This is a genomic window from Burkholderia sp. AU6039, assembly GCF_002223365.1.
Classification (GTDB): domain Bacteria; phylum Pseudomonadota; class Gammaproteobacteria; order Burkholderiales; family Burkholderiaceae; genus Burkholderia.
This window is the reverse complement of the sequence record NZ_NKFK01000003.1, coordinates 1,576,048-1,601,364: the sequence shown is the minus strand read 5'-3', so window position 1 is coordinate 1,601,364 and position 25,317 is coordinate 1,576,048. Positions and strand designations below refer to the sequence as shown.

The window sequence follows — 25,317 nt, the reverse complement described above, 5'->3', positions numbered from 1 at the left end:
AGGTGTGGGTGTTTAGTCCGATGAGTCGACGGTTTCGCAGAAGCCGCACATCGTGCACGTGTAGCGGTGCAGGCAGTTGCCAACCCGTTCTTCCTTCATGGAGTGATCGCAGCCGAACTGGAACGCCTTGACGGTGCCGTCGCGGTGGTTGCCGATCAGCGCGAAGCTGATCTGGTTGTTCATGAAGAAAAGCCGCGCGTCTCCGATCGTCGTGCGCAGCCAGCCGGTCGCGATCGGCGAGTACCAAAAGAACCGAGACTTCGCGAACGTATCCCACGTGATCTCGATCCATCCGTTCGGCAACATGTCGCAGCCGTACCCATATTTCGGGTGCGGCTCGCACCCGACCTTTCCGCCCCAGTAGATGTTTTCGATCTGGGCTCGAAAGGCGGCGTCGGCACCACCGATTTTGTCGAGCAACATGTCAGGCCTCCGTTGTCTTCGGCGTCGCGGCGTCGAGGTGCCGGATGAACTCCACGACTTTCTCGGGGATGTGCATGGCGTGGCTGCCGTGCATCGCGGCAAACGCCGGCCGCAGCAAGTTGCGATCGGTGTCGCTGAGCTCGGCGTGTTCGAGGCGCGCGAGCGCACGCCAAAGCGGATCTTGTGTATCGGTCATCGGGGAAACTCCTGTTGAATGACAGCCACGACGCGATCGCACGTTGCGACGTCGAACCAGCCGATGTGACATTCCTCGTGGTTTGCCATATCGAGCTGTCGAGCCAGCCAGACGTACGCGTCAGTGCGCGTCATCGCGCCGGATTGCCAGATCGGGTTGAAGGCGGCTTTCGCGCGTTTCCGCGCGTCGCGAGTCGGCCCGTCGGCCAGCGTGCCGAGTGGGATCGCGGTGAAGGGATGCAGGCCGACATATGCCCGGCAGGACCGACAGAGGAACGCCCACGGCCACTCGCCGTACTCGCGTCCGTAGATCGCCGAGTTGTTCACGATCTCGACGGGACCACCGTCGTACGGGCATGTCGTCGGAGCTGGCAGAGGGTTCTTGACGCGAGCAGTCGCGCGCCGTGATGGATTCCACGGTGTCTTCGTCGTTTGCATGATCAAGTCGAAAAAAACGGGCGCTGTGCGAGCCGCCCATAAAAGAAGCAGCGCATCCGAGGCACCGGAACTCGCGCGGCTTGGTGGGAAGGTGGTCGTGCTACGATCGCCACAAAATCACGCGGGGAGGGCCATGAAAAAGGTGTGGCAGTGGATAGAGGTCGGCTTTGCACTGTGCGCGATTGGTGTTGTGACGGTATTTCTTGTCTATGCTTTCAAAGCGCACAGTGAAGGAGCCGCCGCTTGGATCCAGGCGGTTGGATCCATCGCCGCGATTGGTGTGGCAATCTGGATCGGCAACGAGCAGAACAAGAAGGAAATGGAAAGGACTGAACGCGTTGAGCGGAAGGAGGCGCTACGCTCGCTCACGATTCTGACCGCACTTCTCGAAAATCTTCACGCTACGGCAAAGAGCACCGCCAACGCTATGGAAGATCCGAATGTTGGTGATACCCCTGAAACGCGAAAAACCCTGCTTGTTAGCGTTGAGCAACTGCGGAAGTCATTTTATGAACTGCCGTTACAGTCAATGCCGGATGTCCGGTCTGCTCGGCTGTTAGTTAATATCCGATGGTATGCAGACAATTGCGCCATGCATGCGGAGCAACGAAGCAAAATATCCGAAAGTGTCGGCGGAGCACCGGGAAGGGGGGCGGTTTGGCGTACGAAAGAGAACACGTTGCGTGAATTGCTTGAGGAACTTATCGAAGCGAAGAAGGCATTCGAGTAATCCTTGGCTAACCGTTCAGAACGGCCGGCGCCACTCAGACCGCCGCGAATGCTGCACGGACAGGGTAAATCGCGCGGCAGTGCTGCTATCGCGGCATCCACTGCGTGCCGCGCACGATCCGGCCGACCGGTTCGAGCACGAGCACCTCGGATTCCTTCTCGCTGCGTACGAGCGCGCTGCCGCGGCGCTGGGCTTTCTCGAGCGATGCGTGACGCTTCGGCTTGCAATACCGCCCGACCGTCACGAACAGCGGTGCACGCGCGCCAACCGGGCCGAGCGTCAGTTCGTCGATGCGCGCTTCGAGCGTCGCGGCATTCGCGCGCCAGGTGTCGGCTCGTTGCTGCGCGGCGTCGCGCTCGGCGGCGAGGCGCTCGACGTCGGCCCGCAGGTCCGCAATGATCCGCGCGACGTCGACGATGCCGGCATTCGGGGCCAGTGACGTCTCGACCAGGCCGACCGATACCAGAACCGGCGCTGCTGCGGCCGGCGGCGTCTCGCCGACCGGCGTGTCCGGCTGCGCAGCGCGCGCGAGCCAGTACACGTACTCATTGCCGCCGCCGGCGCGCTTCTCGCGCTCGACGACCGCTTTGCCGAGCATCCGGTTCAATTCCTTCGTCACGTCGAGATGCGGGAGCCCGGTTCCGGTCGCCACGGCCTTCGCCGTGGCTTCCGACGTCGCGGCGAGATACTTCTCGATGTCCTCTCTCACGCTGCCTCCCGTATTGTGTGCTGCGCCGCCGGCGTGACCTGACCATCCTCGACCCAGAAAGCCTCGAAGGCTTCGGGGAGGCCGCCGGGCGCCGTTTTCAGGCTCATGAACACGAGCGCCGTGTCGATCTGGTCGCTGTAGGCGAGATCATCGAGCCAGTAGAACAGACGGTCCCGCTCCGGCCCGACCAGGACGTCCGCACGATCGAGCACGAGCAGCTTCAGGCCCGAGAAGTGGCCGATCGCCGCGGCGATGTGCGCGTCAACGCGCCAGCGTTCCGATTCGGACAGCAGGGCGTACGGGCGTCCTTCGGCGAGGATTTCCATTTCGGGCGTGATCGTCACGTCTGCCCATTCGGACATCTCGGCGAGGTCCGTCAGGCGCTCGTTCATCGGTGTGAGCGCTTCGCTGAGCAGGTCGGCCGGGATGCCGTTCGGCGCGAGCGCGTCGGCGATCGCCTCGTAGGCGGCAACGTCTTCGTGCAGCGCCGCAGCCTGCTTTGCCAGGTCGGCAGCTCCGGCGGCGCGCCGCTCGATTTCGCGAAGCGTCGCGATGTCGGTGTCTAGCTGCTTGCGGCGGCGCTGAAGGTCCGCCAGTTCCGAGCGCGCGGCGTCGCCGCTCTCGCGTGCGGCGGCCGCGCCGCTTTCCTCCGCATCGTCTTCGAGCGCGCGCAGCTGCGTCGCCGCCGAGTCCGCTGCCTCGAGGTCACGTTTGCGGTTTGCGGCTGCGTTCTGCAGCGTCTTCAAACCCTGCTCGTACTCGGGCAGCTTCGCGGCCGCGTCAGCATCGCGCGCGCCGGCCGCGGCCGCCGCCGACAGCACGCCGTTGAGGTAGCGCAGGAGCGCGCCGCACTCGGGGCACGCGCATTCGGCACCGGCCGGCGCCGCGCCGGCGCGGACACGAAGCGCTTCGACCTTGGGCAGGAATTCGGCGAGCTGCTCGTCGGCGAGCTGTGCGAGCTCGACCGCTTTCGCGTAACCGGCGGCGCGCGTGCGCAGGTCGGCGATTTTCGACGCCCGCGCACGTGCCGCGGTGTCCGCCGCGTCAGCTGCGCCGATCTGCTGCTGCAGCTCGCCGATCCGGTCGTCGAGCGCCGCGCGATCACCTGTGAGCTTCCGCAATGCTGCCTCGTCGAACTCGACCGCTGCAGGGCGCCACGTCGCTCCCTTCTGGCTGCCGTAGGTCTCGCCGGTCGCTGTGCGCCACGACTGCTTCGCGCCGCGCGCGCGGTCGGCCGCTTCCTTCTGAGCTGCTTCGAAGCCGGCGCGCAACATCGGCGTGATGGCCGCGAGCCGCGCGGCGGCCGGTGCCGGCACCGCATCGGCGCGAAGCCCGAGCTTATCGAGCAGCCGGAGGCGCATTTCGTCCACGCCGATCTTCACACCCATCAGGTCGTACAGGAACGCCCGGCGCTCGGCCGCGCCAAGGTGCGCGAACCGCTGCGAGTCGAGCACCAGAGGAAGGCGCGGATCCTCGGCGAGCTCGCGCTTCAGCTTGCCGGACGGCAGCATGACGCTGTTCGCCTGCTCGCCGCATGCGACCACGATCTGGCCGCCGTCGGCCCCCTCGGTGACGAGCGAGCTGTATTCCTTCTTCAGGGTCACACGCACGGTATCGCCGGTGAGCGCCATGCGCACGGCTTCCTGCAGGCTGCTCTTGCCGGCGCCGTTCGGGCCCGTGAAGAGAGCGATGGGCTTCGCGAGCCGGATGTCCGCCGTGCGGATCCCGAGCACGTTCGCCACGTAGATGTCGGTGATTTTCACGATTCCTCTCCCTGCCGTCCGCGCGGCCGCAGCACCGTGCGGCCGCCGTCCGAATCCATCGCACTGACAATGCCCTTGGCCTCGAGCAGCTCGATCAGCCGCGCGGCGCGGTTGTAGCCGATCTTGAACTGGCGCTGTACGCTCGAAATCGTCACTTTCTGCTGCTCGATCACGAACGCTTCGACTTGGGCGTAGAGCGGATCCTCGTTGCCGGAGGCGGCTTGTTCCTCGTGCCATTCCTTCCAGCCCTTCACCCATGCGATGCACAGCTCGCCGGCCATCACGGGGCATTCGCTTTCGGGCTTCCCTGCGGCGGCAGCCTGCCGGCCGGCCTGATGCTGCTCTTCGAGCTGCGCTTGCGTCGGACCGTCGCCGAGCTTCGGCACCTCCTTGAATTCGGTGTCGACGACGTCTCCATCGGCTTTTTTGCCGTCCATACCGTCGCCGTCCTTGTCGGTGTACTCGCGACCGAGGTCGAACCCGCGCTGATCGGATTCACCACGAATCTCGTCCATGCCCCCGGTGTGTGCAGCAGCATTCGCGACGACGAGCAGGACTGCTTTGCCTTGTGCGTCGTACAGGTCATGGAGATTCGGCGCCGCGCTGCTGAACTCGACCGCAGCCTTGACGCCATCCTTGATTGTGATTTGCACGAGGTCGCCCTGCACGACAACGCGACCGTCGCTCGCGATCAGGTGCGTCGCCATCTTCACGTTGTGCTCGACGCGCGCACGCAGTCGATCGATGACGTCGTTCTGCTTTTTCTCGGACAGCTTGACCCACAGGTCCGGCAGCAGCTTGATTTCGGTGACGAGCGCGGAGAGCAGGTCTTTGCCGATCGACTCGGCGGTCATCTGGAGTACGTGTTTGTCGGTCATGTCGAAATCCTTGGCGGCGGGAGGCGCGCGTTAGTCAGCGTTGATCGGGTTGCGCGGGCGGCGGCCGGCGGGGGCGGTGTTCTGGGCGGTTGCCTTCCCTGCGGCCGCCTGTTCAGCTGCCGCGGTGATGGCGCGCATGCGCGCCGAGGCGAGGGCGTTCAGCTCGGCCTTGGCGGTTTCATCCGGCACGCCGCTGATCGCGCTGCGGGCGAGGTCGAGGTCTTCGGGCGTCTTGGCGGACTCGATGTCTTCGCGGATGCCCTGCACGAGGCCGGCGACATCGAAGTCGAAACCGCCCTGACCATCACCGCCGTCATCCTGCGGGGCGTCCTGGTCGTCGACGGGATCTGCTTGCGTGGTGGTCGTCGTATCGCCAGTGTCGGCGGAGGTCGCGGCGGTACGCGGCTGGCGTACCGTCTGCGACGTATCTCGCTCAGCGTCGTACGCGCCATGCTGCCAACCCGGCTGGGGATCGGATTGCGTTGCGCGGCCGACTTCCTCGGCCTGTTGCGAGCGTCCAGCGCGCATCTCGTCGAGAGTCGTGCGATTGACCGAGTACGATCCGTCGGGGTTGACGTCCACGATGTCAGCCGCTTCCTCAACAGTGATGAGGCCCATCAGCAGTTCGGGGGCGTAGAGCTTCCCGAAGAACGACGCGGTGCGGTACCGCAGCATCACCTCGTCCATCGTCTGCCACTTGCTGCCATTCTTCGTGTACCAACCTTCCTTGACGGCCATCTCGATCGACACGGCCGGCGATTCGATGCGCTCGCCCGTTTCTTTCTCGATCGCCCACGCAACGCAGACTTTGTCGATGATCGGCACACGCTTCGTGACGTTGCTGCGGTTGCCGTTTTCCCAGACAGTGTCGACGCGCTCCACCGTCTTTTCGCCCAGCACCTTGATGTCGAAGCGCAGCGGCGAGAAGCGGCCGCAGCCGTTCACGGCGGCGATGATCCATTGCGACGACCAGGACGGGCGGCCTTCGACGATGTACAGGTTCTGCATCACCATCAGCGGATCGGCGCCCATGCGCTGCGCCATGTTCAGCGCGACGACTGCGTTCGCGAGCGCGTTCGGGTTCTCGCGCGATTCCTTCACGTTGCCGTACTTATCGAGCTTCTCGATCACTTTGCGGTATGCGGCGGGCACTAGCGTCGACGACGCGAGAAGGTTCGCCGCGCGCTGCATCAGCTCGAACGACTGTAGCGAGCCGAAGCCGGGCGTGACGGTGGGGAGATTTGCCTCGCGCGGAAGGGGCGAGCGGACTGCTTCAAGTGTGGTCGGCGTGGACATGAATACCTCGGTTATTCGTGAAACTGGCAGGCGCCATAGCGCGGGCAGTACTTTCGGTCACAGAGGAGTGACTTCGGATTCGGAAAAAAGCGGCCAGACCGGAACATGTCCGCCGCGAACTGGATCAGTCCAGGCGTATCTTCGGTACCGACCATCACGCGCTTGGCGTTCTTCACCGGTGCGGTCGCGACTTCGGGCGTGCCCTTGGTCTTCAGACCGATGATCTCGGCGGTGTCGCTGATTTCCTCACCGGTCGTGTGCTCGTAGAGCAGCTCGTACGTGCCGATCTGCGGGCCGTGCCCCTTCGTCACTGCGACACCCTGGGCAACAGCCTTCGAACCGCTCTTCAAGTCGGCGATGCCCGGGCCCAGTGCAGTGCGCCGGATGCGCGCGCGGTCCATCGTCCCGGTGAGACGGATCACGATGCCGCCACCACAATCGATGTCGAGCGGCTTCGTCTCCATTTCGACCGCGACGAAGTTGTAGCGCGGTGCGACCTCGAGGCAGTACTTCGTCGTGAGCGAGATGCCGATGCGCTCGGCTTCCTTCAGGTTGAGATCGTCGCTTTCCGGGTTGTACTCGTTCGACGGGTCGTAGAGCTTGTCGATGAACGCGCCGGCCGCGTCGTCGACGGTCAGGCCCGAGCCATCCAGAACGCTCTGGTCATAGACGGCGGTGCCGGCGTGAATCGCGGTGCCGAGCGCGGCGCGCAGGCCGACGACGTTGCGCATGCCGAGGATGTGGATTGCTTCAAAGCGGTATGCGCATTCAAATAGCGAGGCCCATGCTGATGCACGGACGCGAAATATCGATGAAGTTGTCATCGTTGAGCTCCGAAGCCCGGGCGCGCGACTGGCACGAACTCCGGCCATGCCGGAGAATTCGCAAGACGGTGGTGCAGAGCGACGTGATACTCGTGAGTGCACACGAGCAGGTTTTCAGGGCGGTTGTCGCTCTTCACGCCATTGATGTGGTGCACGACCTCGGTGTTTGGATTGCCGGTGCCATGACTGCGCAGAGGGCGGCCAAGCGCCGCCTCGGCGACGAGAATGTGTTCGTAACGCCGCGTGTTTGCCGCGACGCGCACGACCACATAGCCTTGCGTGCTGAACGTGCGATTTCCTATCGCCGCGGCCGTCTTCGCGGCCGCCGCTTTGCCGATGCCATGGCCCTTGAGGTACTTCAGCGGTTGGCCCTTGATCCATCCCTTCGAACGATCGTTGACGGGCGCAAGGCGTGTCGGCCGGCCGCAGCCGCACTGGCAAAGGGCTACGATTGTCGCAGTGGTCATGCTTCACCCTCGACGACGGCCTGCTCGGCCGCCGGCATCTTCTCGATGCACACGTACGGGAAGCGCTGATCGAACGGCTTGATGTGCTTGTAGAAATGCGAGCCGATCGAGTCGGCCGTTCTGAGCGCATCGAAGTTCGTTTGCGTGAAGCCGGTGTAGTGGTACAGCGACGTCGGCGCGCCGGTCTTGCGATCCTTGAAGCGAACCGCGAGTGTCTCGGACTCGGCGTCGTAGCCGATGCTGTGGATCTGCGACGATTCGACGGGTTGGGTGTCGATGGTTTTCATCTCGGTTGCTCCTGACAGAGTGATCGGGGCGTGCGCCGGCAGCGCGCAAACTCGCGGCGCGGTGGCACTGGATTCGACGGGGTGGGCGGAGACTGCGGGCGCGTAATCAGGCGCCGCGGCTAGGAGGCGTTACAGAATGCTGAAGTGCTTGGCGATGCCGTCGACGGCGACAGCGAGAAAGGCGACTGCGACGAGGATCGCGACGACGAGTGCGCGCGCGGCGCGCGGGTGCCGCCGCTCGAAGAGGTCGGCATGATCGGTGAAGCGGCTCATGTGGGCCTCGTGACGAAGGCGGCGACGGCCGTGCCGTCCGCGTTCAACCGGGCGAGCACGAGCGTGCACACTGCGGCGATCGTGAGCGCCACGAGGTAGCCGATTATGGGATTCCACTCGAATAGCCGGTCTAGCAGAGCGCCGAGGAGGTCGAAGGGTGTCATGGTCGGTTGTCCGCGCCACAGTTCGGGCAGTTCTGTGAATATCGATCGGCGTCCCTCAGGAACCGTCCGCATCCAACGCAGTTGAGCTGGAAAGCATGTTGCTTCGCAGGTTTGACCAACGTGATTCCGCTATTGCGCAGCGCGGCGGCGCGATTGACGTATTGCACGTCGACTACGACTCGCGTCTTGCCGTCGATATATTCCTTGGGCCACGGAATGTCGGTCTCGCGCGCGTTGTGCTGCGCCTGGGCCTGCTCTTGAGTGAACAAGCGCGCCTTCGAAAGATCTGTTGTGTAGCCTGCCTCCGCCCACCAAAGCATGTCGTTCCCGACATATGCGCGGCTGTCTTGGACGTAGAACAGGCTGCTCATCCGAGGCTCCGCAAGTAGGGTCCGGCGATCAGTACGCCGTACCAGAGGAACCCGATCGCGACGCCGTACGCGGTGACCCATGCCGAACCCTCGATCACGTAGCGCAGGCGCGATACAGGCGATTGCCTGTATTCACGAAATACAGGCTGTAAGCTGTTGAGGGGCGAGCGCATCAGTGGTTTCTCCGCAGGGTACGCTCGGCGAACGTCGCGACGTTGTGCTTCGTACGGTCGAGGATCTGCTGGGCGATCGTCTCGCTGCCGACCATGGCGATGCCGAGTGCGGCCTTGCTGATCAGCATCTCCATCACGTTCGCGAGGGCATTCGGATTGCCGTACGCACCGGATTCGCGCACGTAGTCGGCGATCAGCTTTTCAGCGAGGTCGCCGCATTGGGCAGGGGATTTAAGCTTGCTCATCGGTCGATTCCAGCGATGGTGATGTGGCGAACGGGATCCGGCACGGGCGTCGGGGCGCGGAAACCTGCTTTCGCAAGTGCGTCGTCGACAACGGCACGGATGCCGGACGTGAGCACGGTCTTCGACGCGACTAGGTGCAGCGCGTCGATCAGGTGCGCCATCGGTTGAAGGTGCGCATCGAGCGACCGATCGGCCGCGAGCGAGCGCGCGTATGCGTCAGCCGAAGCGGTGTCGCCGGCGTCCGACGGCAACTCCCCATACGCGAAGCTCGAATCAGCCCGTTCCTGCGCGAGTTCCTTCGCGCGCTGCAGCCATGCTTGGCCGATTGAGTGCTTGTGCTCGCTCATGCTTCACCTCGCGCGCGGAGCATGGCGTCGGCGAGTTCGTACGCACGAAACACAACCGCGTCGCAGTCCCAGCCGGAAAGGTCAGGATTCGCGCGGATACCTTGCATCGCCTTCGCTGCGAAGTAGTCGCGGAGCGTCATGCCCGATGCGATGCGCTCCAGCTCCTTCTCGTAGCGCGGGCGCAATGCGAACGGGTCCGCGATCGGGAAGGCCGGGCCGCCGGTCTTGGTCGTGTCCATCATGCCTCCTTCGGCTTGTAGAGCATCCAGTCGATCCAGTTGATGCGCGCCTCTCTGCGCTCGAACTTCGTCCATGGGATGCGCCGCGCGTGTTCCGGCTTCAGTTGCTCGTGGTGCATGATCCAGTCGTCGAGGGTCCCGAACGGCGCGATCGCGTTCATGACGTGGACCTTGAGCAACAGCGCCGCCTTGCCGAGCTTCGGGTACGTCATCGATACGCTGTTCAGCGCAAGGCACAGGTGAATGCGGCGGCCTTCCGCGATGATCTGGCGGGCGCAATGCAGGGCAGTGCGCTGGTCCTGGGTGAGTGCCATGTCAGACCTCCACCGGGTTGCCGTCGAGCAGGCGGCGCTCGATCACTGCGAATGCGGGATGGTCGCGATCCGAGCCGGCCATTCGCCGGACCACGCGGATCATGGAGAAGTGCGGGAGCTCACCCCTGACGCTGCAGACGTCGTAGTCCTGCCAGCTCGCACCGCTCTCCATCGGGTGGAACGGCGTCGGCGTGATGCGCAGGGCGCCCGTCGCAGGCGGTGCCGTGAGCCTGTCGAGCGCGAGCCCGGCGTTCTCGGTTTCCAGCTTCTCGACCTTCGCCTCCAGCTCGGCAATGCGTGCAGTCGCGGCGGCGAGGCGCTTGCCGGCGTCCTCCAGCAGCGCGACCGCGAGCGCGGCGGGGTTCGGGCGGAACGCATCGAATTCGTTCAGTTGCAGGAACGCGCGGATCACCGCGAGGGCGCGCTCGTCGCTCACCAGCTTCAGGCTTTGGATGTCCATCCTTTTTCTCCAGGGGTGGGTGGTGCCCGCGCGGGGCGGGCGGCGCTGATCAGCCGTCGAGCGCGTGTCGACCGATGTGGTCGGCGCAGTGGGAGAACCCGCCGTTGCCCGGGCCGAAGCCGCGGCCGCATTGCGAGCAACCGACGTTTTCGAAGCGAGGCGCGGCGCCGGCGAGATCGGCGTCGGCGACGCGACGCTTTATCTCTGCGGCGAGCACGTCCTTGCAGACGTTCCAAACCTCGTACACGTCCTCGATGTAACCGCGGCGCAGCGCGGCGTCGAGCACGGCGATCTGCTCGACGGAGAACGGCAGCACGTCGAACGTGATGGCGTCGGCGATCGCTTCGTTGCGTTCGTCGCGCGCCAGAGCGGCATCGTCTGCCGTGGCCTGCAACTGGTCCGCACGTCGGTCTATCCGTGCGGGCAGGATGCGGACGTTGTTGTGATGAGGTAGAGGAGTGTTCATAGCGCCCTCTGTTTAAAGTAGGATTGCTAATCAAACGGCAGTCTTGAACTGCAATGCTGCGAGCGCAGCTCTCACTGGTGACGCCTCGAGATTACGAACCGCCACCGGTCAGAACTGTGAGAAGTGCCGGTTACGTTATCCGGCGCCGGTTAGCATCCCGGCCGTCCTCTTGACCTTCCGTCGGCTTGCCAAGCCCGCTTTCTGAGGTGACGGGCCCAATTCGTTTATTCCTCGCAGGGCTGGCGAGTCGCGCTCACCGATGGAGTTGGATGTCCATCTACCCGGGCGCATTTTCGATACGGGCTCATGGAGCCGGGCCGGCGCTGATCTCCGGCTTCGGGACTCCAGCATTCGACTGGGTGCGCATCAGCCTGCGCATTCCGGCTCCATGAGACTGCATCACTCGCGCGCCCGGCTACTCCCGGCCGTGCCGGCTCCGGGCCGCGCGAGGTTTGTGCCGATTACGACGCCATCGGTCACGTGGTGCTGGCTGTCTTGCATCAGGTTCGTTCAAGCCTGCAAGCGGTAGCCAAACATCGGCCTAGCGCGCTGCGCCTGTCCTGATTCACGACGCTGATCGCGCCGGCCGGTTGCTCCGCAAGTGCGGTCCCGGCTTACCTTCGATTGTTAGAGAGCGATCCGCTTTGGGCGGTGGCGCGGCGTCGGTGCCGCGTTGAACGAATAATCACATACGTGATTTAGCACAGTCAACACAAATGTGATTTTGGTGGGAAAAGTTTGTAACAAGGGGCGGTGAGCGTGCGGCTGAGGCCCCGCCATTAAGCAGTTGCTGACACCAGTTGAAAGCTACCCGGATCTGGTACTAAACTACTGTACATTCATACAGTGTTCGATGCAGAGAGACGAGGGCGACTGATGAAACAAGAAGTGAAGGTGCGTCTGCGATGCAAGCCTGGGGATTTGGCGATCGTGACGAAGTGCGGGGTGTCCGATCGGATCGGGCTACTGGTGCGGGTGATTGAGAGATGCTGGGACGGGCAGCACGACTGGCTCGTAATACTGCAAGGGCCGGGGGTTTGGGCGCGCGGCGCTGTAACGGGGGACGTTACTCTGCGCCGGCGTGCATTGCTAAACGACTGGAATTTGACGCCTATCAGCGGGACGGGTCTTCCAGGCGAAATGGCTCGTCCGGATTCGGAAGCATCCGAAGCATCAGCGCGAACGTTTGTGCCGGCTCACCAGCCTTGTCTGCCTTAAGGATGGCGTCGATTAGTGCCTTCGCGCCTGCGCTCGCGGTAACCAGCGCGGAATCGTAGCTTTCCGCGGTATCGGCATCCGACGTCGGTTTGCCTTTCCCCTCGGCGAGCCATAGCGCACTCACGCCGAGCGTGTCGGCAATTTGAGGAAGGCGGCGGGCGCTATTGCGTGTCCCGGCCTCCAAATTCCCAATCGTCGATTGGGAAACGCCGGCCTTTTCTCCCAATTCCTCTTGGGATAGGCCGGCTCGGGCTCGCGCCCATTTCAGTCTGTCGGCTAGCGTGTACATATCACAATCGTAATAGAACGACCCATTCGATTTGTGTTGACCGCATCAAACACAAATGTGATACTGGGCCATGGACATCCAAAAAGCCGTCTCCGATCTCCTTGGTTCGGGGCTCACCCAATCCCAGCTGGCCGGACTGATTCCGTGCTCGCAATCCCTCATTTCCGCGCTTCTCAGGGGAGCCCGCGGCTCGCGTGTTTCGTTTGCGATCGCGAGTCGCGTGATGGCCCTGCATGCGGAACGGTGTGCGTCCGTGAACGAGAGCGCGTGAAGCGGGTGTCCTCGGGCCGAGCGATGTTCGGGCCGCCTCGATTTTTTGTGACGTAGCCGGTTCGTTCATCGCGGCAGGACTGTTTTCTCCAATGTTGGCCAGGTGTGGACCTGGCCTTTATTTCGAGCCCGGCCTAACTGGGTAAGCAAGTGGGTAATCAACTGGGTAACGATTGATTTTTCGTATGAACCAGACCGAATTCAGGATGTTTGCGCCGTGGGTTCAGGCGGCGACGCTGCCGGACGGGGAAATCGAAGCGATGAGCTTCGAGGACTGCCTCGCGCACGCGCTCGAGCTCGGGCTGCGGCGCTTCGATCGCAAGACGCTCGCGCGCAACTGCGACATTCACTATCCGCACTTCGGCGACCTGGTCGCCGGCCGTCGGCCGTTTCCGGCGACGAAGCTGCACCTGTTCTGCATGTTCACGGGCTGCGACTACCCGCGCCAGTGGCTCGCCATCCAGGAACGCAAGGCGATCGACGAATACCGCCGGCTCAGCCAGCAGGCGATCGGCGAGTTCGTGCAGCAGGCGTTCGGCCAGCGGCAGGCGGCGGCATGACGCTGATTCTCAGCCAGCGCGACGTCGGCAAGCCGTTCGCCCGAAAGCTCGGGCGCCCCATGACCTACCTCGGCATCGTCGAGAACAAGCACCTTTTCATCTTCCGCGATCCCCCGCAGGACTACCTCGCGTTCCGTCCGGACCAGCTCTGGATGCTCGAGCGCGTGCGGCCCGAGGCGGCGCCGATCGAAGCCCAGAAGGAGGGCGGACCGTGCTGACATCGCTCACAACGTGCAATTCAGGGTTTGGTCGCAGGCGCATAGCTTTTGCGGAAGGCATGAGAGCAATCGCCGATAGTTTCCGATCCTCTGTCGATCATGTTGAACGCCTCAAGAAGAATGGAATTGACGAATTCGAGACACTCCTGCCGACTTTCCTTCGTGGGTTTGGGCTTCTCTCCTTCCGTTGCAATGATCTGTTTAGCAATTCGAATTCTGTCAAGCGCTGCCGTGAAATTCTCAGCGCAGTGATTTCCGAGAGGGATCAAAGGAGCCAGCTCGTCGATTTCGATTGCAGGGATCTCAGCAAGCACCACCCCGATTGCTGGAATAGTCGCAGGGCCGCAACCGTTTGCCAGCGCCTCCGAAATGTTCCGCTGTATCGAACGAAGCATGCCGTGAACAACGCCAATGCGTGCATACATTCCCGATGCGCTAACACGTGCGGCAGCGAGTTCATCTCGCTGCTTTCGGCGCGTATCAGCGGAGGCAATATGGAGCGCGACAATTACTGCGCCACAGGTTCCAATCGCGGCCGCGATATCCCAGAAATCCTTCGTCGATCCGACCGCCAGCGCGACGATCGTCCATACGCGGTACACAGCCAAGAATCCGATTGCGATCAGCAGCCAGACGAACGCCAGCTGCGTGACTTCCCACGCGCGTTTCATGCTTCCCCCGTTTTCAATTTTTGGGCGATCGTAGCACGCCCGGCGGAGGGCGCATGAATTGGAACCACGACGATCTCGCGCGAGATCTCGCCGCGCATCTTCGCGGCGCGTCCGATCGCCTCGTATGGACCGACATGCAGCTCGGGCCGGCCGGCTCGCCGCGGCCGGACGTCTACACCGTGCCATGCTCGTTCTCGCGGTTCCAGCCGGTCGCCTACGAATGCAAGATCAGCGTCGCCGACTTCCGCCGCGACGTGACGGCGGGGAAGTGGACGTCATACCTGCGCTTCGCCGCGGGCGTGATCTTCGCTGCGCCGGCCGGCCTGCTGAAGAAGGAAGACATCCCGGCCGGCTGCGGCCTGATCGTGCGGGGCCCGGACGGCTGGCGCTCGCTGAAGGGGCCGACGCTGAAGAACGTCGACAACCTGCCGCGCGACGCGTGGATCAAGCTGATCATCGACGGAATGGCTCGGCTCGCGAACTCGAACCTCGAACAGCTTCGGGTCGGGCTCCATAACGAGTGGACGCTCGAGAAGAAGATTCGACAGCGGCTCGGCGACATCGTCGCGGATGCCGTGAGAGATCGGCTGCACGCGGAACGGCGCCTTGAGGTTGCCACCGAGCGGCTGGAAGGGCTGGCGCAAGAAGCCGAAGACGAGCGCCGCCTGATCCTCGATCGGGCGAAGGAGAGTGCCCATCGCGATGCCGCCCAGATCGACAGCGCTCGCATCGAGCTCGCGCATGCGCTCGGGCTTCCGGGGAGCGCTGGGGCGTGGGAAATTGCCAGCGCCTGCAAGCAAGCCGCGCGCCGGGTCAGTATCGATTCCGAGGTCAAGCGACTCCGTCAGCAGCTCGAGCGCGTCCAGGTTGCGATCGAATCGGCTGCCGAGCCGCTGCCGCACATTGCGCGGGAGGTCGCGTGAACTGGATCGATAGATCACATCGCGGCGACTGCCGCGACCTGATGCGCGCGATGATCGCCGACGGCGTGCGCGTCCAGACGATCGTGACGTCGCCGCCGTACTGGGGGCTGCGCGACTATGGGGTTGACGGTCAGATCGGCCTCGAACCGACATTGCGCGAGTTCATCAGCACGATGGTCGACGTGTTCGACCTCGCGCGCCAGCTCCTCGCCGCCGATGGTATCGCCTGGGTGAACATGGGTGACGGATACATCGCGAGCCGGCCAGACGGCATCAAGCCGAAAGAACTGACCGGTCAGCCTTGGCGCTTGGCATTTGCGCTGCAGGACGCCGGCTGGTATCTGCGTCAGGACATCGTCTGGCACAAGCCGAACCCGATGCCCGAGAGCGTGCGCAATCGCTGTACAAAGGCGCACGAGTACCTGTTCCTGCTCAGCAAGAGCGAAAAGTACTTCTACGACTTTGACGCGATGCAGGAGCCTGTCAGCGGTACCGCGCATGCGCGCGGATCTGGCGTCAACCCGAAGGCGCGTGAGCCGGCTGGATGGGATACGGGCCCTGGCGGCCACCGGGAGAAGGCCGGCCGCTACGCCGGCACGGGCGTCGGTTTCGGCCGCGGCTATGACGCTGTCGCCAAGCCGCGCGCGAAGCAGAACGCGTCGTTCTCTGGCTCGGTGAACGAGCAGGTGACCACGCGCAACCGCCGAAGCGTCTGGACGATCCCGACGCAGGCGTTCGACGGCGCACATTTCGCCACATTCCCCGAAGCGCTGGTCGAGCCGTGCGTGCTCGCCGGCAGCCGGCCGGGCGACGTCGTGTTCGATCCGTTCTTCGGCAGCGGCACCACGGGCCAGGTCGCGCAGCGGCTTGGTCGGCGCTTTCTCGGCTGCGAGCTTAACCCTGAATATGAGGCGCTGCAGCGCGATCGCTTGCGGCAGCCGAGCCTGATGCTGGAATCTGCATGAATCAGCTCCCGAATCCTCTCACCCCAGCGGACTGCAATCTCCGCGACTTCCCGTTCATGCCGATCGAGGTGAAGCGGCTCCTCACGTCCGAAACGTGGATCCTCGGCAGCGGCGATGAGCGTGCGGCCGCGATCTCGTTGTGGCTGGAGAGCTGGCACCAGATCCCGGCCGCCAGCCTGCCGGCCGACGACCGCATGCTCGGCCATCTGTCGCAGGCGAAGAACTGGAAGCGCGTGAAGGACCACGCGCTGCGTGGCTGGGTGAAGTGTGCCGATGGCCGTCTGTATCACCCCGTGGCCGCCGAAAAGGTGCTGGAGGCGTGGCTGTCGAAGCTCACGAGCAGCCTGTCCGGTTCGGTCGGCAACGCCAAGCGCTGGGGCATCGAGATCGATACGGTCGCCGTGCGCGCGCAGGTTGTTGAGGCCGCCACGCTACTAAAGGGCGTCGCCCCCCAATCCGAATGGCTGCGAAAAAAGCAGGTGAAGGACATCGTATCCGATTCGCGTCGCGATCCCGACCCGATCGCCCCCCGATCACCTGAAGCATCGCCCCCCGATTCGCCCCCCGATCGCAAGAGAGAAGGAGAGGGAGAAGTAAACGTAAACCTAAGCGGCGGCGGCACAGCACAGGCAGTAGCGGGCGACCCGCCGATCGCCGCCGCCGCTTTCGTCGAAATCCTTCGCTCGTCGGGCGTCGGCTTCGCCGCCGATGACGCGCGATTGGCGAGCTGGCCCGGGCGCGGCGTGACGGCCGACGACTTGCGTGCTGCCATCGCCACGGGCCGCAAGCGGCGTGAGCGCGAGTGCTCCGAGCAGCCGCTCAACGCCGGGTTGCTCGACTTGATCCTCGGCGATCTGCTCGCCGCGCGCGCCGCGAAGCCAGTGCCCGGGACGCGCGCCGTCGGCGACTGGTGGCGCTCGTGGACCGGAATCGTCGAGCACGGCGGCACGCTCGGCGTCGAGCAGGGTCGCGACGAACCTCCGTTCGATTTCAAGCTGCGCGTGTTCGACGCCGCGGGCGACGGCCCGTGGTGGGACGACCACAACCGCGCGTTTCGCAACACTGCCGGCCCCGTCTCGGCCGGCGCTTTGATGGGGGAAGGGCGATGAACTGCAAAGTCGGCGACATGGCCGTGATCACGTGCGGCAAAGCCCGCGACCGCATCGTCGAGGTGAAAGCACCCTACGGCGACTACCTGGGCTTCGGCTTCTGCTGGTACGTCGAGGCACCGACACCGATCCCGGGGACGGACGTTCTCACGTTTCGGCCGTGCGAGCTCAAGACCGGATGGATTCCGGACGCGTGGTTGCGCCCGATCAGCGGCGTGCCGGTGACCGACGACGTGAGCGACGAGGTGACGGCATGAAGCGGATCACGAAAGCGATGAAGCAGGCCGGCGGCCATCGCTACTGCTGCGAATGCGCGGCTCATGGCCCGCGCGTGAAGGCGCAATGGACGCACAAGGGGCGCGACTACTGCGATGCGCACAAGCCGGCCGAGACGGCGGAGCGGCCCTCGCGCGAGGTGTCGGCATGCTGATCAAAATCTCCCGCGACACGTTTGTCTGCGTGCACCGGCAGGGCTTCTTCTTCCGCCTGCGCGGCAAGGGGCTTGCATTCGAGATCGACCACCGGCGCTACTTCTCGGAGCGCTATGGCTACCGCAAGGTCTACCGCTTCGGCCGGCTCTCGCTGGAGGTGCTTCGATGAGCCAGCAAACCCTCATCACGGCCTCGCCGGTCGCGCGCCGCGTCGAGTTCGTCGTTCCCGGTACGCCGGTCGCGAAGGGACGCCCGAAGTTCGCGCGCCGCGGCGCGCACGTCACGACCTACACGCCTGAGAAGACCGAGCGATACGAGAACCTCGTGAAGATGGCCGCCCGCGCAGCGATGCGCAGCGCCACGCCATACGCCGGCCCGATCCGCCTGATCGTGCACATCGGCCTGCCGATCCCGGCGAGTTGGTCGATGAGGCGCCAGGGCGAAGCTGCCGTCGGCGCCATCGGCGCGACGAAGAAGCCGGATGCCGACAACGTTGTCAAGGCGTTGAAAGACGGCATGAACGGAGTGGTGTACGTCGACGACGGCCAGGTCGTCGACCTCTGGGTGTCGAAGCGTTACGCGCGCACGCCGGGTGTGCGGGTCGAGGCGATCGAGTTGAATCTGAAGTCAGCATAAGGAGCGGGGCCTTGAAAGCAAAAAGCAAACTCACCATCAACGGGCTGATCGGAGTGATGAAGCCCGGCATCCGATATTCGGCGCACGACCTCGCTCGACGCTTGAAGCACCCCGTGTCGTCGGTGCGCCAGCTGCTCGCGCTCGACGTCGCGCTCGCGCGGCTCGACTGCCATTCGGAGAGCCGCGGCCGCGTGTACTCGCTCGCGGGCACGAGCCGCTCGCCGGGCTCGCACGTCGACACGCGCATCCGTCCGGACTTCACGAGCAACCTGACGGGTTACATGCTCGAGCTCAACACGCGGCAGGCGCTGGCGATGACGACGCGAGGTGCACGATGAGCGACGTCGTCGAGTTCAAGTCGGCGTTCGACGCCGTGCGCTTTGCGCTCTGCTACTCGGGGCAGCAGTACGGCGAGACGATGATGGCGAAGCGTCTGCGCGGCGAGTCGATCGGTACCGGCATGGGTCTGGTCGGGCTCGACGGCGCCGGCCAGGCAGGGGAGATCCGGCGGCACCTCTGGGAACTGCCCGAGTTGCACCTCTCCGTGATCGTCGCGCGCGCCGCACCGCACGACCTGCCGTGCTCATGCGGCGCGGCGTGCTGCAGCGGCCGGACGCCGAATCTCGAATGGCAGGCGGCGATCGGGTGGCTGATCCGAGCGTCTGCCGCATACTGCTCGGGCTTCTCGCACTATCGTGTGCGTCGGGCGATCATCGAGCGTCTGTTCGGCGTGAAGTGCGACCTGGTCGACATCGCGCACGACTGCGAGGCGCACGTGAACACCGTCAGCAAGCACAACTCCGCGGTGCGAAAGTGGATCGTGGGCGATAAGAAGGCCGGCGAGGCGGGCGTCGAGGGGCTCGCATGGTCGGTGATCGAGCGACGGTTCAGCGAGCTCGGATTACTGCAGGAACGATCGACCGCTTGACAATGTGTGTTTCGCACACAATAATCCGCGATATTCGATACACGTCATACGTGCGTCCAAAGCAAAAAAGCCCGCGAAAGCGGGCTTTTGCGTTTCTGCGCTCTATCCTCGGTTGCCAGCCAGCGTCCGACGATTAGGGTTTCACTGTGCTCGGGAAACCACCACCGAGCGAGCTCTTCGGGGTGAGCTCGTCGATGAGCATTTGGGCTCGGCCTTCGATCACGATCTTCGTCAGATCTTCGACGGACGTCTCGCCCTCGAACGAGGTGGCTTGTGCGACATTGGACAGCGCCTCGTCCGCGACCAATCGAACCACCTCGGGACGGTTTTCGGAGATGCGTTTCAGAATCGCATCGATGAGCAGGGAATTGGCCTCGGTGATTGCTCGGTCGACCACATCCTTCGGGTACTTTGACAGGTCCATGGCACTTCTCGGTTAGCTGGCACATGCCAGCTAAATGACGTATAGCCGTCGATCCTGAATTCAAGGGCGCCAATCCGGCCCGGAGCAAAAAAATGTCGCGTGCGCGTCGGTCCGATGTTGCGGTCGTAGCAGCCGGCACCCGTCCTGCGCCGCCCGATATGCTCTTCGACGAGTCGAACTGGTTTCGCCATCTCGCGCCAGCCGACGGCGTCGCCGAGTGGGTGACCAAAACGTTCCTGCGCGACGGCGCGCCGCTGCATAACGAAGATCACGCGCACCTGGTCGACGCGGACGTCGCCTACCTCTGGGCCGCCGTCGAGAACGTGCGCCAGATGCGCCGCGTCGTCGGCCAGTGCGAAGAGGTGATGATCCGCGCCGGCGGCTGGCAGCGCGCGCGGCAGGAGCAGCAGCTCTGCGAATGGTTCGGCCGCGTGCCGGCGTTCCTGATCACGCTCGACGCGCATTACGCGCGCGAGTGCAATGACCTGCAGTGGTGCGCGCTCATCGAGCATGAGCTGTATCACATCGGTCAGCGTGCTGACGGGTTCGGCGCGCCGGCCTTCACGAAGGATGGCATGCCGAAGCTCGGCATCCGCGGGCACGACGTCGAGGAATTCGTCGGGATCGTCCGACGCTACGGCGTCGGCGGCGGGGCCGGCGACACCGCGAAGCTTGTCGACGCCGCGCGACGCGCACCGGAGGTCGGCCACGTCAATATCGCCCGGGCCTGCGGCACCTGCATCCTGCGGGCCGCATAGCAACCTGAACGTTTTCCGCCATGGCCGCACTTCCCGAACCGATCAAGGTGTTCGTCACGCAGGCGCTCGCCTGTTTCGACACGCCGTCGCGCGCCGCGAAGGCCGTGCGCGCGGAGTTCGGCGTCGAGGTGTCGCCGCAGCAGTGCGAGCGGTACGACCCGACGAAGCGCGCCGGCTCGGCGCTCAGCAAGAAGTACCGCGAGATCTTCGAGCGCACGCGAGACGAGTTCCTGAAAGACACCTCGCGCATCGGCGTCGCGCACCGCGCGGTTCGCCTGCGCAAGCTCGACCGCGCCGTTGGCGTCGCCGAGGAGCGCGGCAACATCCCGCTGATGGCTCAACTGCTCGAACAGGCAGCCAAGGAATCAGGGGACGCATTCACGAACAAGCACCGGCTCGAACATACCGGTAAGGACGGCGCCCCAATCGATCAGAGGACGGTCGTCGTCGATGAAAAGCAGGTCGCAGACGCCGTCGCCAAGCTCGAAGACGAGTATTGACCCCGCCATCGAGTGGGCCGTCCTGAAGGCGAAGTGCGAGCGGGACCACCTGTTTTTCAGCCGGTACTTCTTCAAGCATCGGCAGGCGATCAAGTTCCGGGTCAACTGGCACCACGTGCTGATCGCCGACACGGTGCAGCGCGTGATCGACGGCAAGCTGAAGAACGTCGTCATCAACGTGCCGCCGGGCTCGTCGAAGACTGAGCTGGTCGCGATCAACCTGATCGCGCGCGGGCTCGCGCTGAACCCGCGCGCGCGATTCCTGCACATCAGCTACTCGGACGACCTGGCGCTGTTGAACAGCGAGACGGCGCGCGACATCGTCGAGTCCGGCGAGTTTCAGGCGCTGTGGCCGCTCCCGATCGCCGACGATGCGAAGTCGAAGAAGCGCTGGAACGTGATGATCGACGGCCGCAAGGCCGGCGGCGTGTACGCCGTTTCGCTCGGCGGCCAGATCACCGGCTTCCGCGCCGGGCACATGACCGAGGGCTGGCAGGGCGCGATCATCATCGACGACCCGCTGAAGGTCGACGACGCATACAGCAAGACCGCGCGCGACAAGGCGAACCGCAAGCTGCTGTCGACCGTGAAGAGCCGTAAGGCGAATCCCGACACGCCGATCATCGTGATCATGCAGCGGCTCGCCGAGGAAGACCCGACGGGCTTCATCAAGGCCGGCAAGCTGCCAGGCGACTGGGAGTTCATCGAGATCCCGGCGCTGATCACGGACGAGTACGTCGCGAAGCTGCCGGCGCACATCCGCGACCGCGTCGAGTGCGACGAGCGAGACGAGGGCGGCCGGTTCAGCTACTGGCCGTACAAGGAACCGCTGCAGGAACTGCTCGCGTCCGAGAAGGCCGACGCGTACGTGTTCAACGGGCAGTACATGCAGCGTCCGTCGCCTCTGGGCGGCGGGATCATCCAAAGCGGCAAGTTCCTGCGCTACGGCGCGCTGCCGCAGTTGCAGTACCGGAAGATTTTCGCGGACACGGCGCAGAAGACCGCCGAGCGGAACGACTACAGCGTGTTCGAGTGCTGGGGCCTCGGGTACGACAACCGTGTGTACCTGATCGACCTGGTGCGCGGGAAGTGGAAGGCCCCCGAGCTGAAGCGCCGCGCGATCGACTTCTGGAACAAGCACGCGGCGATCGGCGCAGACGACCCCGGCGCACCGGTGCTGCGGCAGATGAAGGTCGAGGACAAGTCCAGCGGTACCGGGCTGATTCAGGACATTCAGGCCGAGGGAGGCATCCCGATCGAGGGCATCGAGCGCGTGAAGGACAAGCTGACGCGTGTGATGGACGTCGTGAGCCATATCGACTCGGGCAACGTCGGCGTCCCGCTGGATGCCCCATGGGTCAGCGACTTCTTGACCGAGTGCGACTCGTTCACGGCTGACGACACGCACATGCACGACGACCAGATCGATCCGATGGTCGACGCAATCAACGACATGCTGGGAGGCGCGAAGGACCTGTCGGTCTGGGAGCGGCTTGCCGGTTGAGTACGACAGGATTTCCCGGAATGTCGAAACGGAAGCAACAGACCCGGCCGCCGCGCGCGCCGGCGGCAACGCACGCCCATCGCACGGTCGACTCGTTCGCCAACTTCGAGGCGCGGCTGGGCTGGGGCGCCGATAACCAGGCGTCGGCAGCGCAGTACACGCTGACGTATCAGAGCCGCAACCGCGTTTGGCTGGAGGCCGCATATCGTGGGTCGTGGATCGTGCGCGCCGCGGTGGACGCGATCCCGGAGGACATGACCCGCAAGGGCATCGAGATGTCCGGGCTCGATCCGACGGATGTGTCGAAGATGGAGACGGCGCTGACGCGCAAGGCGATCTGGGACCAGCTCTGCGACACCGGCAAGTGGGCGCAGCTGTACGGCGGCGCGATCGCCGTGATGCTGATCGACGGTCAGGACATGTCGCAGCCGCTTCGGCGCGAGACCATCGGGAAAGGCCAGTTCAAGGGCCTGCTCGTGCTCGACCGCTGGATGGTTGCGCCGCCGGTCGGCGAAGTCGTGACCGAGTTCGGTCCCGACCTCGGCATGCCGAAGTTCTACGATGTGCTGCCGACGGCGATCGGGTTGCCGCAGGGGCGTATTCACCACTCGCGCGTGCTGCGAATGGATGGCGAAGCACTGCCGTTCTACCAGCGCATCAGCGAAAACGGATGGGGCCTGTCGATTCTCGAGCCGATGTGGGATCGGCTGATCGCGTTCGACAGCGCGACGGTCGGCGCCGGTCAGCTCGTCTACAAAGCGCATCTGCGCACGCTGAGCGTCGAGAAGTTGCGCGAGATCATCGCGGCGGGCGGCCCGGCGCTCAATGGCCTGCTGAAGCAGGTCGAAATGATCCGGCTCGGGCAGTCGAACGAGGGCATCACTCTCATCGACTCGACCGACAAGTTCGAGACGCACCAGTACGCGTTCAGCGGGCTGTCCGACGTCTTGCTGCAGTTCGCGATGCAGCTCAGCGGCGCGACGGGCATCCCGCTCGATCGGCTGTTCGGTCAGCAGCCGGCCGGCCTGAGCGACACCGGCGAAGGGTCGCGCCTGCTGTATCACGAGAAGGTGCACACGCGTCAGGAGCGGCGGCTGCGTAACCCGCTGCACGGGCTGCTCGACGTGATGTGCCGGTCGGAAATCGGCCAGCCGCTCCCCGAGGACTTCTCGTACGAGTTCAACCCGCTGCAGGAGATGTCGGCCGCCGAGAAGGCGGAGATCGGCAACAAAACGGTCGACTCGGTGACGAAGGCCGTCGACGCCGACCTGATTCCGCGCAGCCAAGGCATGCGCGAGTTGAAGGCGTCGTCGCCCGACACCGGCATGTTCGGCGACATCCCTGACGAAGCGATCGAGCAGGCCGAGCGCGACGAGGAAGGCGAGGACCCGCCGGGAACTGATCCGGCGCTTCCGCTCGGCCCGGCGCCCGGCGCGGCCGCGCGAACGAACGATTCTCTGCTTCGCAGGCTATTCCGACGTCGATGATCCTCACCCTCGATCGAAAGCGCGACCGGCGCAAGAACCCGGTCCGGCTGAGCGGTGCCGAGCGGCAGTATGGCAGCCAGTTGCGAAAAATCGCTCATCAGGTCGGTGTTCTCGTGAACGGCTTTCCGGCCGATGACGCGTCGTATGCGCCGACGATCGAGGAACTGTTGCGTCGGTATGCCGAGGCGCTGGCCCCGTGGGCCGAGGCGACGGCGGCGCGCATGATCGCCGACCTGAATCGGCGCGACGAGCAGATGTGGATGAAGCAGGCCGCCGACATGTCGCGCGCGCTGCGCGACGAGATCCGCGGCGCGGCCACCGGCGAGACGATGCGCGCTCTCCTGTCCGAGCAGGTGCGCCTGATCAAGTCGATTCCGCTCGACGCAGCCGAGCGGGTGCATCGATTGACGCTCGAGGGAATCGTCGACGGCACGCGTGCTGCGCAGATCTCGAAGGCGATTCAGGAGTCTGGGCAGGTCGCGAAAAGCCGGGCCGACACGATCGCGAGAACCGAGGTCAGTCGAACGGCCGCGACCCTCACCGAGGCGCGTGCGCTCGACGTCGGCAGCCCGGGATATTTCTGGCGGACGTCGGGAGACTCGGACGTGCGCGAGGACCATCGCGAGCTGGAAGGCAAGTTTTTCACATGGGACAAGCCGCCGATCGCGGATAAGCGGACCGGCGCGCGGGCGCATCCGGGCTGCATCTACAACTGCCGATGCTGGGCGGAAGTGGTTTTGCCGTCGGCTTGATTTTGCGAGATGAGAGGGGCCGGTCGTTGGCCTTCGTTTTGAGTAGTTGCCGGGCCGAGCCCGCATGACCCGACAGGCCCATGGCAAAGCATCTGCATATCTACTTCCACACGTATGACACGTCGTGGGAGGAATCGAAGCACCCGCGCTCCGCGAACGGCCAGTTCGGATCTGGAGGTGCCGCAGGTGCAGCGGCGGCCGGCCCTACGACGCTGAAAGGCAACGAGCTTGGCGACTTCACCAGCATGAAGGAACTGCGCCAGAAGGCCATCGCCTACGGTAAGCAGTTCGCCGGGAAGAAGTTCAGGAATGCGGCGACAGGCAACCAGATCGAAGTGACGAACGGCGGGATCAGGCACACCGTCGCGACCGGCCACGATGAGGTGCTGCGCTCCATCCCCGCGTTGCCCGACCTCCTGACGAACTCTCGGCTGATCGACACGCAACCGGACAAGCGCAGCGATCCGAACGTCAAGGCGGTCGAGACGTACTCAGCGCCGCTCAAGCTTGACGGCAAGAGCTATCGGGCGGTGATCACGGTGAAGGTGTTCTACGACGGCCACCGGTATTACAACCAGGGCCTGGTGCGGGAAGGGGAATAGGGCCAGTCGT

The 25,317-nt window shown here is 64.5% G+C and carries 41 protein-coding genes; 18 read left to right on the top strand and 23 right to left on the bottom strand.

The genetic code is table 11. The annotated features are described in order from the left end of the window. Positions 1–12 precede the first annotated feature (12 nt). Genes CFB39_RS10190 through CFB39_RS10180 form a run of 3 tightly spaced genes read right to left on the bottom strand, consistent with a single transcriptional unit; the run spans position 13 to position 1,056 of the window. Entirely contained in the window at positions 13–423 is a 411-nt protein-coding gene (locus tag CFB39_RS10190; RefSeq protein ID WP_089472972.1) for a hypothetical protein, read from the bottom strand. A 1-nt stretch (position 424) separates the two neighbouring features. Then, positions 425–619: a hypothetical protein gene (locus CFB39_RS10185; protein WP_089472971.1), complete on the bottom strand. Its 195-nt coding sequence runs from the start codon at positions 617–619 to the stop codon at positions 425–427. Next, the gene (locus CFB39_RS10180) at positions 616–1,056 is read right to left on the bottom strand and encodes a zinc-finger-containing protein (RefSeq protein ID WP_089472970.1); all 441 of its coding nucleotides are present in this window, start codon (positions 1,054–1,056) and stop codon (positions 616–618) included. Before CFB39_RS10180 ends, CFB39_RS10185 begins: the two co-directional genes overlap by 4 nt. 133 nt (positions 1,057–1,189) lie before the next feature. Here CFB39_RS10180 and CFB39_RS10175 point away from each other — a divergent pair, with 133 nt between their 5' ends. Further along, positions 1,190–1,786, top strand: a complete 597-nt coding sequence (locus tag CFB39_RS10175) for a hypothetical protein (protein ID WP_089472969.1) — start codon at positions 1,190–1,192, stop codon at positions 1,784–1,786. 85 nt (positions 1,787–1,871) lie between these two features. Here the strand turns inward: CFB39_RS10175 and CFB39_RS10170 are convergent, their stop codons facing one another. The 18 genes from CFB39_RS10170 to CFB39_RS10095 form a co-directional block, all read right to left on the bottom strand. Further along, entirely contained in the window at positions 1,872–2,495 is a 624-nt protein-coding gene (locus CFB39_RS10170; protein WP_089472968.1) for a 1-pyrroline-5-carboxylate dehydrogenase, read from the bottom strand. Further along, positions 2,492–4,228, bottom strand: a complete 1,737-nt coding sequence (locus CFB39_RS10165) for an AAA family ATPase (protein ID WP_373452725.1) — start codon at positions 4,226–4,228, stop codon at positions 2,492–2,494. Before CFB39_RS10165 ends, CFB39_RS10170 begins: the two co-directional genes overlap by 4 nt. Positions 4,229–4,254: 26 nt before the next feature. Next, a complete protein-coding gene (locus CFB39_RS10160) occupies positions 4,255–5,136 on the bottom strand; it encodes a DNA translocase FtsK (RefSeq protein ID WP_089472966.1) in 882 nt (293 codons plus the stop codon). Positions 5,137–5,166: 30 nt separating this feature from the next. Continuing rightward, positions 5,167–6,432 (bottom strand): hypothetical protein, encoded by a 1,266-nt coding sequence (locus CFB39_RS10155; RefSeq protein WP_089472965.1) that lies wholly within the window; start codon positions 6,430–6,432, stop codon positions 5,167–5,169. Positions 6,433–6,443: 11 nt separating this feature from the next. Beyond that, positions 6,444–7,256 (bottom strand): PD-(D/E)XK nuclease family protein, encoded by an 813-nt coding sequence (locus CFB39_RS10150; protein WP_089472964.1) that lies wholly within the window; start codon positions 7,254–7,256, stop codon positions 6,444–6,446. Next, complete coding sequence (locus tag CFB39_RS10145; protein ID WP_089472963.1) at positions 7,253–7,723, bottom strand: HNH endonuclease signature motif containing protein; 471 nt, start codon at positions 7,721–7,723, stop codon at positions 7,253–7,255. Before CFB39_RS10145 ends, CFB39_RS10150 begins: the two co-directional genes overlap by 4 nt. After that, on the bottom strand, positions 7,720–8,010 hold the full coding sequence (locus tag CFB39_RS10140; protein ID WP_089472962.1) for a KTSC domain-containing protein: 291 nt from the start codon (positions 8,008–8,010) through the stop codon (positions 7,720–7,722). Before CFB39_RS10140 ends, CFB39_RS10145 begins: the two co-directional genes overlap by 4 nt. Before the next feature lie 129 nt (positions 8,011–8,139). After that, a complete protein-coding gene (locus CFB39_RS40195) occupies positions 8,140–8,283 on the bottom strand; it encodes a hypothetical protein (protein WP_179257666.1) in 144 nt (47 codons plus the stop codon). After that, entirely contained in the window at positions 8,280–8,447 is a 168-nt protein-coding gene (locus tag CFB39_RS40190) for a hypothetical protein (RefSeq protein ID WP_179257665.1), read from the bottom strand. Before CFB39_RS40190 ends, CFB39_RS40195 begins: the two co-directional genes overlap by 4 nt. After that, a complete protein-coding gene (locus CFB39_RS10135; protein ID WP_089472961.1) occupies positions 8,444–8,818 on the bottom strand; it encodes a hypothetical protein in 375 nt (124 codons plus the stop codon). The genes CFB39_RS40190 and CFB39_RS10135 overlap by 4 nt, the downstream gene beginning before the upstream one ends. Beyond that, positions 8,815–8,991, bottom strand: coding sequence for a hypothetical protein (locus CFB39_RS40185; protein ID WP_179257664.1), 177 nt, complete (start codon positions 8,989–8,991; stop codon positions 8,815–8,817). The genes CFB39_RS10135 and CFB39_RS40185 overlap by 4 nt, the downstream gene beginning before the upstream one ends. Continuing rightward, positions 8,991–9,236 carry a hypothetical protein gene (locus CFB39_RS10130; RefSeq protein WP_089472960.1) on the bottom strand — a complete coding sequence of 82 codons (246 nt, stop codon included), beginning with the start codon at positions 9,234–9,236 and terminating at the stop codon, positions 8,991–8,993. The genes CFB39_RS40185 and CFB39_RS10130 overlap by 1 nt, the downstream gene beginning before the upstream one ends. Next, positions 9,233–9,583, bottom strand: a complete 351-nt coding sequence (locus CFB39_RS10125) for a hypothetical protein (protein ID WP_089472959.1) — start codon at positions 9,581–9,583, stop codon at positions 9,233–9,235. Before CFB39_RS10125 ends, CFB39_RS10130 begins: the two co-directional genes overlap by 4 nt. Then, a complete protein-coding gene (locus CFB39_RS10120; RefSeq protein ID WP_089472958.1) occupies positions 9,580–9,822 on the bottom strand; it encodes a hypothetical protein in 243 nt (80 codons plus the stop codon). The genes CFB39_RS10125 and CFB39_RS10120 overlap by 4 nt, the downstream gene beginning before the upstream one ends. Beyond that, on the bottom strand, positions 9,822–10,136 hold the full coding sequence (locus CFB39_RS10115) for a hypothetical protein (protein ID WP_089472957.1): 315 nt from the start codon (positions 10,134–10,136) through the stop codon (positions 9,822–9,824). Before CFB39_RS10115 ends, CFB39_RS10120 begins: the two co-directional genes overlap by 1 nt. A 1-nt stretch (position 10,137) precedes the next feature. After that, a complete protein-coding gene (locus CFB39_RS10110) occupies positions 10,138–10,596 on the bottom strand; it encodes a hypothetical protein (protein WP_089472956.1) in 459 nt (152 codons plus the stop codon). 49 nt (positions 10,597–10,645) lie between these two features. Continuing rightward, entirely contained in the window at positions 10,646–11,062 is a 417-nt protein-coding gene (locus tag CFB39_RS10105) for a hypothetical protein (RefSeq protein ID WP_089472955.1), read from the bottom strand. Between the two features lie 1,114 nt (positions 11,063–12,176). Further along, positions 12,177–12,569, bottom strand: a complete 393-nt coding sequence (locus CFB39_RS10095) for a helix-turn-helix domain-containing protein (protein WP_089472953.1) — start codon at positions 12,567–12,569, stop codon at positions 12,177–12,179. Positions 12,570–13,024: 455 nt separating this feature from the next. Here CFB39_RS10095 and CFB39_RS10090 point away from each other — a divergent pair, with 455 nt between their 5' ends. Both CFB39_RS10090 and CFB39_RS10085 read left to right on the top strand, forming a co-directional pair. Continuing rightward, on the top strand, positions 13,025–13,399 hold the full coding sequence (locus tag CFB39_RS10090) for a hypothetical protein (RefSeq protein WP_089472952.1): 375 nt from the start codon (positions 13,025–13,027) through the stop codon (positions 13,397–13,399). Then, complete coding sequence (locus tag CFB39_RS10085) at positions 13,396–13,617, top strand: hypothetical protein (protein WP_179257663.1); 222 nt, start codon at positions 13,396–13,398, stop codon at positions 13,615–13,617. Before CFB39_RS10090 ends, CFB39_RS10085 begins: the two co-directional genes overlap by 4 nt. A gap of 20 nt (positions 13,618–13,637) precedes the next feature. Here the strand turns inward: CFB39_RS10085 and CFB39_RS10080 are convergent, their stop codons facing one another. Continuing rightward, positions 13,638–14,288 carry a hypothetical protein gene (locus tag CFB39_RS10080; protein WP_089472951.1) on the bottom strand — a complete coding sequence of 217 codons (651 nt, stop codon included), beginning with the start codon at positions 14,286–14,288 and terminating at the stop codon, positions 13,638–13,640. 134 nt (positions 14,289–14,422) lie between these two features. Here CFB39_RS10080 and CFB39_RS10075 point away from each other — a divergent pair, with 134 nt between their 5' ends. The 9 genes from CFB39_RS10075 to CFB39_RS10045 are packed head-to-tail and all read left to right on the top strand — an operon-like array spanning position 14,423 to position 19,280. After that, a complete protein-coding gene (locus CFB39_RS10075; RefSeq protein ID WP_256991388.1) occupies positions 14,423–15,211 on the top strand; it encodes a hypothetical protein in 789 nt (262 codons plus the stop codon). Further along, positions 15,208–16,176, top strand: coding sequence for a site-specific DNA-methyltransferase (locus tag CFB39_RS10070; protein WP_089472949.1), 969 nt, complete (start codon positions 15,208–15,210; stop codon positions 16,174–16,176). The genes CFB39_RS10075 and CFB39_RS10070 overlap by 4 nt, the downstream gene beginning before the upstream one ends. Next, positions 16,173–17,285 carry a DUF1376 domain-containing protein gene (locus tag CFB39_RS10065; RefSeq protein WP_089472948.1) on the top strand — a complete coding sequence of 371 codons (1,113 nt, stop codon included), beginning with the start codon at positions 16,173–16,175 and terminating at the stop codon, positions 17,283–17,285. Before CFB39_RS10070 ends, CFB39_RS10065 begins: the two co-directional genes overlap by 4 nt. Continuing rightward, positions 17,282–17,542, top strand: a complete 261-nt coding sequence (locus CFB39_RS10060; protein ID WP_089472947.1) for a hypothetical protein — start codon at positions 17,282–17,284, stop codon at positions 17,540–17,542. Before CFB39_RS10065 ends, CFB39_RS10060 begins: the two co-directional genes overlap by 4 nt. Continuing rightward, on the top strand, positions 17,539–17,715 hold the full coding sequence (locus tag CFB39_RS40180; protein ID WP_179257662.1) for a hypothetical protein: 177 nt from the start codon (positions 17,539–17,541) through the stop codon (positions 17,713–17,715). The genes CFB39_RS10060 and CFB39_RS40180 overlap by 4 nt, the downstream gene beginning before the upstream one ends. Continuing rightward, positions 17,709–17,885, top strand: coding sequence for a hypothetical protein (locus CFB39_RS40175; protein ID WP_175878880.1), 177 nt, complete (start codon positions 17,709–17,711; stop codon positions 17,883–17,885). The genes CFB39_RS40180 and CFB39_RS40175 overlap by 7 nt, the downstream gene beginning before the upstream one ends. Continuing rightward, positions 17,882–18,352: a RusA family crossover junction endodeoxyribonuclease gene (locus CFB39_RS10055; RefSeq protein ID WP_089472946.1), complete on the top strand. Its 471-nt coding sequence runs from the start codon at positions 17,882–17,884 to the stop codon at positions 18,350–18,352. The genes CFB39_RS40175 and CFB39_RS10055 overlap by 4 nt, the downstream gene beginning before the upstream one ends. Positions 18,353–18,363: 11 nt before the next feature. Then, positions 18,364–18,690, top strand: a complete 327-nt coding sequence (locus CFB39_RS10050) for a hypothetical protein (protein WP_089472945.1) — start codon at positions 18,364–18,366, stop codon at positions 18,688–18,690. Beyond that, entirely contained in the window at positions 18,687–19,280 is a 594-nt protein-coding gene (locus tag CFB39_RS10045) for a DNA-binding protein (RefSeq protein ID WP_089472944.1), read from the top strand. Before CFB39_RS10050 ends, CFB39_RS10045 begins: the two co-directional genes overlap by 4 nt. Before the next feature lie 133 nt (positions 19,281–19,413). Here the strand turns inward: CFB39_RS10045 and CFB39_RS10040 are convergent, their stop codons facing one another. Next, complete coding sequence (locus CFB39_RS10040; protein ID WP_089472943.1) at positions 19,414–19,704, bottom strand: hypothetical protein; 291 nt, start codon at positions 19,702–19,704, stop codon at positions 19,414–19,416. Positions 19,705–19,796: 92 nt separating this feature from the next. Here CFB39_RS10040 and CFB39_RS10035 point away from each other — a divergent pair, with 92 nt between their 5' ends. The 6 genes from CFB39_RS10035 (at position 19,797) to CFB39_RS10010 (ending at position 25,307) form a co-directional block, all read left to right on the top strand. Next, positions 19,797–20,462 (top strand): putative metallopeptidase, encoded by a 666-nt coding sequence (locus tag CFB39_RS10035; RefSeq protein WP_089472942.1) that lies wholly within the window; start codon positions 19,797–19,799, stop codon positions 20,460–20,462. Positions 20,463–20,482: 20 nt separating this feature from the next. Then, complete coding sequence (locus CFB39_RS10030) at positions 20,483–20,962, top strand: DUF2280 domain-containing protein (RefSeq protein ID WP_089472941.1); 480 nt, start codon at positions 20,483–20,485, stop codon at positions 20,960–20,962. Next, positions 20,913–22,466: a phage terminase large subunit gene (gene terL, locus CFB39_RS10025; RefSeq protein WP_089472940.1), complete on the top strand. Its 1,554-nt coding sequence runs from the start codon at positions 20,913–20,915 to the stop codon at positions 22,464–22,466. Before CFB39_RS10030 ends, terL begins: the two co-directional genes overlap by 50 nt. Positions 22,467–22,486: 20 nt before the next feature. After that, on the top strand, positions 22,487–23,953 hold the full coding sequence (locus CFB39_RS10020; RefSeq protein ID WP_089472939.1) for a DUF1073 domain-containing protein: 1,467 nt from the start codon (positions 22,487–22,489) through the stop codon (positions 23,951–23,953). Further along, positions 23,950–24,705, top strand: coding sequence for a phage minor head protein (locus CFB39_RS10015; protein ID WP_089472938.1), 756 nt, complete (start codon positions 23,950–23,952; stop codon positions 24,703–24,705). Before CFB39_RS10020 ends, CFB39_RS10015 begins: the two co-directional genes overlap by 4 nt. Positions 24,706–24,785: 80 nt before the next feature. Then, positions 24,786–25,307: a hypothetical protein gene (locus CFB39_RS10010; protein WP_089472937.1), complete on the top strand. Its 522-nt coding sequence runs from the start codon at positions 24,786–24,788 to the stop codon at positions 25,305–25,307. The last annotated feature ends 10 nt before the right edge of the window (positions 25,308–25,317 follow it).